This is a genomic window from Acinetobacter sp. MF4642 (assembly GCF_002018925.1).
Classification (GTDB): Bacteria; Pseudomonadota; Gammaproteobacteria; order Pseudomonadales; family Moraxellaceae; genus Acinetobacter; species Acinetobacter johnsonii.
In genome coordinates, this window is record NZ_MVON01000022.1 from 39,000 (window position 1) to 48,575 (window position 9,576).

Consider the following 9,576-nt stretch of genomic DNA (forward strand, 5'->3'; position numbering starts at 1 on the left):
ATCTGAATGTTTCAATCTTAACGATTGAAATTATTCTGCTGTGAACCTTCATCTTCAAATGCAGGCTGGTAATCCTGATCAAGATGTTGAAGATGTTCATGCATTGCACGTTCATGCTGAATGCGTTGATAAATCTCTTCACGATGTACAGATACTTCTTTGGGAGCATTGACACCAATACGAACTTGGTTGCCTTTGACACCAAGTACAGTAACACTTACTTGATCCCCAATCATTAATGTTTCACCGACGCGTCGGGTCAAAATCAGCATGTTTATCTCCTTGCAAAACGCTAAACCTGCAGTTGTACTAAAGTAAAATACATAATTTTTTGTATTTAAAAAAATTTAAACAAATGTTTAATACAACCGCATGACACTTGAATTTTTAGATATCTAGTGACATTAGGTATAACATTCATCTAAATTTAAGAAAGCCTCGGGCTTAATATAACAGAGCCACTATAGAAAAAACTATAGTGGCTCCTGATTTTTGTAGTCTTTTGCAAAAACTGTCAGACAATGACAAGTTTTTCGCAAGATTGCTTAAGCACGTGCGCTTGATTCACCGTGTTCACGGTCTAAACCGAAAGCAGTGTGTAGAGAACGTACAGCAAGTTCTAGGTAGTTTTCTTCAATAATCACAGAAATTTTGATTTCTGAAGTTGAGATCATCAAAATGTTGATGCCTTCATCAGCCAAGGCAGTGAACATTTTACTTGCAACACCTGCGTGTGAACGCATACCAACACCTACGATTGACACTTTAACAATGTCGTCACGTGTAGCAACTTCGCGCGCACCAATGGCTTGAGCAGTTTCTTGAAGAATTTTTGTTGCTTTTGCAAGTTCGCCGCGGTTTACCGTGAAGGTGAAGTCAGTTGTACCATCTTCTTCAACATTTTGGATAATCATATCCACTTCAATGTTGGCATTACCAATTGGCGATAAAATTTTAGATGCAATACCTGGTTCATCAGGAACACCTAGAATCGTAAGTTTAGCTTCGTCACGGTTAAATGCGATACCAGAGATAATTGGTTGTTCCATGTTGTCTTCCGCCTCAGTGGTGATTAGTGTTCCGACGTTCTTTTTAAATTCTTCGTCGAATGCGCCATCATCGTCATTATCAAAACTTGATAATACGCGTAAAGGCACTTGGTATTTTCCTGCAAATTCGACCGAGCGAATTTGTAGAACTTTTGAACCAAGTGATGCCATTTCCAGCATTTCTTCAAATGAAATACGGTCTACTTTTTTCGCTTTTGGTGCAACGCGTGGGTCAGTCGTATAAACGCCATCTACATCTGTATAAATTTGGCATTCATCTGCTTTTAATGCCGCAGCAAGTGCTACACCCGAAGTATCTGAACCGCCACGGCCAAGCGTGGTGGTGTTACCATCGGCATCAAAGCCTTGGAAACCAGCAACCACGATCACACGACCAGCATCTAAATGCGCAGTCATGGTGTCAGTATCAATCGACTCGATACGTGCTTTGGTAAACGCATTGTCTGTTTTGATACCGACTTGGCGACCCGTAAGTGACTTAGCTTCAACGCCAATAGAATTGAGCGCCATTGCTAACATTGAAATCGTTACCTGTTCACCCGTAGAAACCATTTGGTCTAATTCTCGTGGGTCAGGGGTTTCGGTAATGGCTTTCGCTAAAGCAAGTAGACGATTGGTTTCGCCACTCATTGCTGATACAACCACTACAACCTTGTGGCCGTGGTCATGCCAACGCTTTACACGACGAGCAACATTTAAAATGCGCTCTGGAGTACCCATAGAGGTACCGCCATATTTTTGAACGATTAATGCCATAGTTGTTCCATATAAACCATGACCCTGAATGCATCATTCAGGGTCAGTTACACAAAAGGTGAAGTTTTATTTCGCTTCAAGCCAAGCAGTTAAATCTGCCATCACTGTTGCAAACTTCTCGTTTAGTGGCGCGCCACCTTGTGCTAAGTCAGGTTTGCCACCACCTTTACCACCGAGCTCAGTTGCTAGATGTTTGATGATGTCACCTGCTTTAATAGAAGCAGTAAAGTCTTTTGCTACAGATGCGATCAGGCTAACTTTGTCACCTTCAACACCAGCAAGTACGATGACTGCATTTTCTAATTTTGATTTCACACCGTCATGTAGGTTGCGAAGTGATTTCGCATCCATGTTTTGAACAGTCGTGATCAGCGTTTGACGACCCGCAAGCGTTTGAACTTGGCTAAGCAGTTCAGCAGCTTGGAAGCTGGCAAGTTTTTGATTGAGTTGCTCAATCTGTTTTTGCAAGCTTGATGTTGTGTCGACTAAGGCTTCAACTTTTTCTAAAGTTTGGTCCTTTTGAGCTTTCAATAAACCATTGATAGTATTGATATCACGGTCGGCTTTTTGAGTAATTTCAATGGCTTTGGTACCTGTTACCGCTTCAATACGACGTACACCCGCAGCTACACCACCTTCAGAAGTGATTTTAAACAAGCCAATGTCGCCTGTGCGTTTAACGTGAATACCACCGCACAGCTCGATTGAGAAGTTTTTCTCTTCAATGATTGAACCCATTGAAAGTACACGAACTTCTTCGCCATACTTTTCACCGAACAACATCATCGCACCTTTTGCTTTCGCAGATTCGATGTCTAGAAGTTCAGTACTTACTGCTGTATTTGCAATCACTTCAGCATTGACTAAGCGTTCAATTTCTTGAAGTTGTTCAAATGAAACGGGCTGATCGTTGGCAAAGTCAAAACGTAAGATGTCTGACGCAACCAGTGAGCCTTTTTGTTGTACGTGTTCACCTAGAATTTGACGTAGTGCAGCATGCAAAAGGTGAGTTGCAGAGTGGTTGCGCGCAGTTGCAGCACGGATATCTGCTTTGACAGTTGCTTCAACATTTTGAGCAAGCTTAATGCTACCTACAGTCACGATACCTTGGTGTACAAAAGCGCCGCCCGATTTCTTGGTGTCTTGGACTTCAAAAATACCCGTGTCGTTTTTGAAAATACCCGTGTCACCAATTTGACCGCCGCTTTCTGCATAGAACGGGGTTTGGTTCAGTACGATGAGGGCTTCGTCACCTTCAACGACTTCATCAACTTGTTCGCCATCTTTATAGATCGCGATAATTTGACCTTCGCCAACTGTTGCGTCATAGCCGTCAAACTGAGTTTCGCCTTCAACTTTAACAACAGAGTTGTAGTCAATTGCGAATTTACCTGCATCACGTGCACGTTGACGTTGAGCTGCCATTTCAACTTCAAAGCCTGCTTCATCAATCGTTAAATCACGTTCACGAGCGATGTCAGCAGTCAGGTCAGTTGGGAAACCGTAAGTATCATACAGTTTAAACACCACTTCACCGGGAATCACTGAACCTTTCAGTTGAGCCAATTCACCTTCAAGCAATTTCAAACCTTGCTCTAAGGTTTTAGCAAATTGCTCTTCTTCTTTCAGTAATTGCGCTTCAATACGTGCCTTTTGTGCTTCAAGTTCTGGGTAAGCTTGACCCATCACTTCAATTAAAGGTTGCAACATTTTATGGAAGAATGAACCTGTTGCACCCAGCTTATTACCATGACGTACTGCACGACGAATAATACGGCGAAGTACATAACCACGGCCTTCATTTGATGGGTTTACACCATCAGCAATTAGGAATGAACATGAACGTGCGTGATCCGCAACCACTTTAAGTGATGCAGGATATTGAATTAGTGTACCTTTTTCGCTAGCTTCTGCTTCAAGTGCAGCGGTATCTAAACCAATAATTTCAGCGGCTGCTTTGAGTAAGTGTTGGAACAGGTCAATTTCGTAGTTTGAGTTAACGTGTTGTAAAACAGCAGAAATACGCTCTAAGCCCATACCTGTATCAACAGAAGGCGCCGGAAGAGGGTGTAATACGCCATCCGCAGTACGGTTAAACTGCATGAAAACGTTGTTCCAAATTTCAATGAAACGGTCGCCATCTTCTTCAGGTGTGCCTGGTAAGCCACCCCAAATATGGTCGCCATGGTCAAAGAAAATTTCAGAACATGGACCACAAGGACCTGTATCACCCATTGCCCAGAAGTTATCTGATGCGTATTGGCCGCCTTTGTTGTCGCCAATACGAATAATACGAGATGCATCTAAACCAATTTCTTTGTTCCAGATGTCAAATGCTTCGTCGTCAGTGTGGTAAACCGTTGCATAGAGTTTGTCTTTAGGCAGTGCTAACCAAGCTTCACCAGTGAGAAAATCCCATGCAAATTTGATTGCATCACGTTTGAAGTAGTCGCCAAATGAGAAGTTACCTAACATTTCAAAGAAGGTGTGGTGACGTGCGGTATAACCGACATTGTCTAAGTCGTTGTGTTTACCACCTGCACGGACACACTTTTGTGAAGACACTGCACGTACATAATCACGTTTTTCTAGGCCTAAGAAACAATCTTTAAATTGGTTCATACCCGCGTTGGTAAACAACAAAGTAGGGTCGTTGGCGGGAACTAGAGAACTCGACGCGACACGTGTATGCCCTTGCGATTCAAAGTAGCTTAAAAAAGCTTCGCGAATTTCAGCTGATGTCATAAAACGAGTACTCACAACCAAGTCACTCCATAATTTCGATTTGGCTAATAGTAGCTGAAGAAAGTCTTATTCTAAATACGCTGACTTCAGATACTGGCTTAAAAATTTTAAAACGCCAAATTATAACGGAAAAAGGATGTTGTACCAATCACTTTAAGGCGAATTGATGACATTTCTATGTATTCGATAGTTCTAAGATTTTGCTTGTTTTTGTTGGATATTTATATCATTTCGTGGAAATGAGTTGATTGGTCCGAGGTGGTTAGGTAGATCAATTTATGACTTAAGGGTTCATATTCATCATCTTCGCTGATGGATGATAGAAAAAGAAAGCTTAACCAAATCTGTATAAATCCATTAATATAGGCCAGCTTTATCTTTCATCATTTTATAAATAAGGGCAAGTCATGCAACGAGTGGCGATAAATGGATTTGGTCGAATCGGACGTAATGTACTACGCGCTTGGTTTGAAAATCCAAAGAACTTTCAGTTTGAAATCGTCGCGGTGAATGATGTAGCAGATGTAGAAACCTTATTGCATTTATTTAAATATGACACCACGCATGGGCGCTTTCCGGGAAAAGTCGATTTAAGTTATGAAAATGAAAGAATTTATTTACATCTTTCTAAAGATCAAGCGCAGCTCAAAGTTGAAGTATTGTGTCAGGCAAACCCGCAAGATTTACCTTGGGAAAGTCTTCATGTAGACGTGGTTCTAGAGTGCACAGGTTTATTTCGCTCGCGTGAAGCAGCAACAGGGCATATCAGCGCAGGTGCAAAGCGGGTCATTATTGGCGCGGCACCTTTTGACTCAGTTGATGCCGCAATTGTGTATGGGGTGAATCACCATGAGGTTAAAGTCAGTGACCAAATCATTTCCAGTGTGTCATGTACTACGCAGGCTTTAGTGCCTTTGGTTAAAGTCATTGATGATGCTTTTGGAATTGATACTGCGCTCATGACCGAAATTCATGCAGTGACTGCCGATCAGTCTGTATTGGATCATGCGCATCGTGACCTAAGGCGTGCCCGTGCTTCAGGTCAAAACATTATCCCAACGACATCGTCAGCCCTTGGTGCTTTAAAACAAGTGATGCCTAAGATGGCTGATCGTATTGATGGTTATTCGATTCGTGTGCCAACCATTAACGTGGCTGCAATTGATTTGACTTTTATTTCGCAAACACCAATTACCGACCATAAAATTAATGAAGTACTGATTCAGGCGGCAAAGTCAGATTATCATGAAATTATGGATGTGACGGATGAACCTTTGGTGTCTTCGGATTTTAATCATTCACCCTATTCACTCATTGTTGATTTAACGCAAACCATGGTGGTCGGGCATCAAGCCAAAGTCTTTGCGTGGTATGACAATGAGTGGGGCTATGCAAACCGCTTATTAGATTTGTGTGAATCTTTTAGTGCGTCAACTACCTAAAGGTCTTTATTTTTAAGCATTTTTACTCTGAAAACAAGATGATAGGCATAGACCGAATACAGACTTGTGGTTATCATGAATCTATAAATGAAAAATAATGTAGAGTGGTGCTTATGTTGATCTTAATTTGGGGATTTATTTTGCTGTTGGCGGTCGCTGTCGTATTTTTAATTTGGTTTCAATTTAAAAATCAGGCAGATAAAACCGATCCAAGCGTAGAGCAGAATCAACTGCAAGAAAAAGTACATCAACTTGAAGAAAATTTAAAAAAGACCTTGGAAATTATGCAAGATCTTGCAAAAAAGATGCATGTGCAACAGGAAGTGATCGAGCAGACCACGTCTAAGTTACAAAAAGTTGAGCTACAAAACGCTGAATTGGTGAATATTCTCGCTAAAGCTGTACAGCCTGAACGCTAAAAATTCAGTTTAGATGAGCACGGTACGTAATAATGCCGCGCTCAGCATACTAATCACAACGGTTGGTAAAAGTGAAAAGCGTGAAGCTGCAATCAATGTGATGGCAATGGCGAGTAGGTCTGCGACATTGTCCTTCACAAAATAAGGTGCAATCACTGAAATCAGCACGCAGCCTGGAACAACTTCCAAAATCTTTCGTTGTTTGTTGCTTAAAGTTTTATTCTTCAGCAAAACATAGCCCAATATACGCGTCAGATAAGTGGTTGCTGCGACCAATAAAATCGCGATAAGTGTTGTGCTGTGGATCATAGCTCATCCTCCTGAATAAATAAGAAAGCAGAGGCGATGCCACAGAGCGCACCAATTGGCACATACCAACCTGTCGGTAAATATAAATAAGCAATGACCGCACTAATTAGACTGATAAGCCAAGGGCGTGCTGTACTGAATCCTTTCCACATGCCACGTAGTAAAACCAGAAATACTGCAGCAAAGGCCATATCAAACCCATAACGGTGAACATCCCCTAGCAAAGGACCAAGAATGGCCCCTAAGCTGGTAAAACTGACCCACATCAAGTACAGGGCAAAACAGATACCTGCGTAGTAGGACATGCTAAAGGCCTGTTGCAACCCGAATTTTTTCTTCTTTTCTGCATCGGCAAGGGCTGCTGCCCAACTTTCATCACACATGAAAAACAGGGCAGGGAAAACCTGTCGATTAGGCAAATGGCGTAAATAGGGCACTAGACTTGCGCCCATGAGTAAGTGACGGCTATTGACTAGGAACGTAATGAAAATTAAAACGACAAAATTTGGTGGATTGGTCCATACTTCGAGCACAGCAAACTCGGAACCGCCCGCAAAATTCAGGCCAGTAAATAATGGAACTTCTAAATGGCTAAAGCCTTTTTGAGTGGCTTGTGTCCCTAAGACCAAAGCAAAAGGAATAATGCCCAGCAGCATGGGGATAGATGTTTTAATACCACGTTTAAACTCGACGTAATCGGTGGAGTCATTGAGTTCTTGAGTCGTATTTCTAAGGGAGAACATTTTAAATCGCCTATGCGTGCTAGGTTTTGGTGCAGTAGGTGAATAAGTTTATGTTTTTTATGAGATATTTTTTGCTTTATTTAGCTTAATATAGAGATTGTTTGGAATAATATGCTGTGATTGGTTAAGTCTGAGCAAAATTATGCTTTAAGGATGGAATTTATGGATCAAACAGATAAGCGGATATTGCAAGTACTACAAACCGACGGAAAACTTCAAAATAATGAGTTGGCTCAGCGCATTGGACTGTCTGCCTCACCGTGTTTAAGACGAGTAAGACAACTAGAAGAAGACGGGATTATTCGGGCTTATGTGGCTTTGGTAGATCCTGCTAAAGTGAATCTGCGATTGACCGTGTTTGCACGCATTTGGCTAAAGAGTCAGGATCCGCAAACGGTGAACCAATTTGTTGAATCGATTCGTGAAGTTCCTGAAGTGGTCGAGTGTCATTTAATGGCAGGGGATTGTGATTTCTTTTTACGTATTGTGGTTGCAGACTTAGACGCCTATCGACAGTTTCAAATCCATCGTCTAAATAAAATCCCCAATATACAAAGTATTAAAACAGAAATTCCATTGCAAAATATCAAACAAACCACAGAACTGCCGATTTGGTAGCTCAAAAGTTGATAGTGAAATCGCCTATGAATCTGGCAGCATGACTCAAAGTGATAAGACTTGTACTCTAGTCATGCTACTTAGGATGTTATGACTCTTCGTTTAAAAAGCCTTCTTTAATTTCTTTAGGCAGATCTGCGTGCCACCATGCATAAATACTGGCTTTAATTTCTTCATCTTCTTCAGGGTCATTTAGAGGTTCATCATCTTCACGAATCAGTTCATCACCTTCAAATTTGAACCAAAACTCCCAAGGATCATCATCACCGCAACCCCATGCTTGCGCATGGATGTCTGGAAGCAAGGCTTTCAGGAAGAATAAAATCGCTTCCATGAACTCATCACCTGATGAACCATGGACAAAGTGTGCGATGGAATAACCCGCGAGGGAGTATAGTGATTCAGGACCTAAGTCAAACTCGATATTATCGACGGTATTTAAAATATCTTCGGCCAGTTCAGCGCCATGTTCTGGATTGATGTCACAGACTAAAGCCGTAAATTGACTCGCATCGCCGCGATGTTCTTGAAATAATCGGTCTAATTTTGACATGATTTGAGCATCTGCGTGCTTGTAATATAAGTTGCTGTGTATTTCCATCGAAATTTCCCCAAGTAAAAACGGTGTGATTAAAAGTATTATCGGTATAACGATGTAGTATTTATTGTTGCTGTCAAATTGAGCTGAAGTATAAAAGAATGTGTCTTTTGTGCAAGCACAGGTATAATTGGAAATAAAATATAAAACAAAGTCTTAAATGAATTTTTCCAATCTGTGCAGAGCACTAGGATGAGTTAATTGAACCGTACCGGGTTTGTCGGAGAGTCAATATTCTGAGAGACTATCCCGATGACAAAATTAAAATATACCCCTGAAATCAGAGAAAGAGCGGTTCAATTATTGATTGAATCTGAAAAAGATTATCCTTCTACTTGGGCTGCAATCACAGCAATTGCGCCTAAGATTGGTTGTACTCCTGAAACACTTCGTGCCTGGCATCAAAAGCATTTAGATCAGCAAAATCCTATTAAAGTACAACAGATATCTGACCAAGAAAAAATGAAGCAAATGGAACGTGAAATTAAAGAATTAAAACGTGCCAATGAGATTCTACGCAAAGCAGCCGCTTTTTTCGCCCAGGCGGAGCTCGACCGCCCACACAAATAATGGTGGATTTTATCCATAACAATAAAGATCGATATGGTGTTGAAGCGATTTGTAGAATTTTACCGATTGCAGCTTCGACCTATTATCGGGCTTTAGATCTCGTTGATAACCCAGAACATCGAGCGAAACGTGCTCTGCATGATTTACATCATGCAGAGCAAATCAAACGTATTTGGAAAGAAAGTTCAGGTCGATATGGTGTACGTAAAGTTTGGCAAAAATTGAAACGTGAGGGTTATGTTATTGCACGTTGTACAGTTGCTCGATTGATGCAAAAGCTAGGTATACAAGGTGTTTGGCGTGGTA

The 9,576-nt window shown here is 41.3% G+C and carries 9 protein-coding genes, 1 pseudogene and 1 other annotated feature; of the genes and pseudogenes, 4 read left to right on the forward strand and 6 right to left on the reverse strand.

Going from position 1 to position 9,576, the window contains the following annotated elements; genetic code table 11:
• Nucleotides 1-17 precede the first annotated feature (17 nt).
• The 3 genes from csrA to alaS form a co-directional block, all read right to left on the reverse strand.
• Nucleotides 18-272, reverse strand: coding sequence for a carbon storage regulator CsrA (gene csrA / locus MF4642_RS12045; protein ID WP_004696158.1), 255 nt, complete (start codon nt 270-272; stop codon nt 18-20).
• Nucleotides 273-545: 273 nt separating this feature from the next.
• Entirely contained in the window at nt 546-1,826 is a 1,281-nt protein-coding gene (locus MF4642_RS12050; protein WP_005400573.1) for an aspartate kinase, read from the reverse strand.
• 66 nt (nt 1,827-1,892) lie between these two features.
• The gene (gene alaS, locus MF4642_RS12055; RefSeq protein ID WP_171262522.1) at nt 1,893-4,586 is read right to left on the reverse strand and encodes an alanine--tRNA ligase; all 2,694 of its coding nucleotides are present in this window, start codon (nt 4,584-4,586) and stop codon (nt 1,893-1,895) included.
• Between the two features lie 392 nt (nt 4,587-4,978).
• Here alaS and gap point away from each other — a divergent pair, with 392 nt between their 5' ends.
• A complete protein-coding gene (gene gap, locus MF4642_RS12060) occupies nt 4,979-6,013 on the forward strand; it encodes a type I glyceraldehyde-3-phosphate dehydrogenase (protein WP_078426371.1) in 1,035 nt (344 codons plus the stop codon).
• 113 nt (nt 6,014-6,126) lie between these two features.
• Nucleotides 6,127-6,432: a hypothetical protein gene (locus tag MF4642_RS12065; RefSeq protein WP_078388963.1), complete on the forward strand. Its 306-nt coding sequence runs from the start codon at nt 6,127-6,129 to the stop codon at nt 6,430-6,432.
• A gap of 9 nt (nt 6,433-6,441) precedes the next feature.
• Here the strand turns inward: MF4642_RS12065 and MF4642_RS12070 are convergent, their stop codons facing one another.
• Both MF4642_RS12070 and MF4642_RS12075 read right to left on the reverse strand, forming a co-directional pair.
• Nucleotides 6,442-6,741: an AzlD family protein gene (locus MF4642_RS12070; protein ID WP_005400577.1), complete on the reverse strand. Its 300-nt coding sequence runs from the start codon at nt 6,739-6,741 to the stop codon at nt 6,442-6,444.
• A complete protein-coding gene (locus MF4642_RS12075) occupies nt 6,738-7,484 on the reverse strand; it encodes an AzlC family ABC transporter permease (protein WP_078426372.1) in 747 nt (248 codons plus the stop codon). The genes MF4642_RS12070 and MF4642_RS12075 overlap by 4 nt, the downstream gene beginning before the upstream one ends.
• Nucleotides 7,485-7,646: 162 nt before the next feature.
• Here MF4642_RS12075 and MF4642_RS12080 point away from each other — a divergent pair, with 162 nt between their 5' ends.
• A complete protein-coding gene (locus MF4642_RS12080; protein ID WP_078426373.1) occupies nt 7,647-8,102 on the forward strand; it encodes an Lrp/AsnC family transcriptional regulator in 456 nt (151 codons plus the stop codon).
• An 88-nt stretch (nt 8,103-8,190) separates the two neighbouring features.
• Here MF4642_RS12080 and MF4642_RS12085 read toward each other — a convergent pair whose 3' ends face one another.
• Entirely contained in the window at nt 8,191-8,703 is a 513-nt protein-coding gene (locus tag MF4642_RS12085) for a hypothetical protein (protein WP_078426374.1), read from the reverse strand.
• Between the two features lie 249 nt (nt 8,704-8,952).
• On the opposite strand from MF4642_RS12085, the pseudogene MF4642_RS12095 reads away from it, so the two are divergent.
• Nucleotides 8,953-9,576, forward strand: a pseudogene (locus MF4642_RS12095) (IS3 family transposase); the annotation flags it as partial.
• Nucleotides 9,228-9,344 (forward strand) — a sequence feature (AL1L pseudoknot). Its footprint overlaps the pseudogene before it by 117 nt.

Coding starts and splice junctions, on each gene's coding strand:
- MF4642_RS12085 (WP_078426374.1), bottom strand. CDS start 8,703: ATGGAAATACACAGCAACTTATATTACAAGCACGCAGATGCTCAAATC.
- csrA (WP_004696158.1), bottom strand. CDS start 272: ATGCTGATTTTGACCCGACGCGTCGGTGAAACATTAATGATTGGGGAT.
- MF4642_RS12065 (WP_078388963.1), top strand. CDS start 6,127: ATGTTGATCTTAATTTGGGGATTTATTTTGCTGTTGGCGGTCGCTGTC.
- MF4642_RS12070 (WP_005400577.1), bottom strand. CDS start 6,741: ATGATCCACAGCACAACACTTATCGCGATTTTATTGGTCGCAGCAACC.
- MF4642_RS12075 (WP_078426372.1), bottom strand. CDS start 7,484: ATGTTCTCCCTTAGAAATACGACTCAAGAACTCAATGACTCCACCGAT.
- MF4642_RS12080 (WP_078426373.1), top strand. CDS start 7,647: ATGGATCAAACAGATAAGCGGATATTGCAAGTACTACAAACCGACGGA.
- gap (WP_078426371.1), top strand. CDS start 4,979: ATGCAACGAGTGGCGATAAATGGATTTGGTCGAATCGGACGTAATGTA.
- MF4642_RS12050 (WP_005400573.1), bottom strand. CDS start 1,826: ATGGCATTAATCGTTCAAAAATATGGCGGTACCTCTATGGGTACTCCA.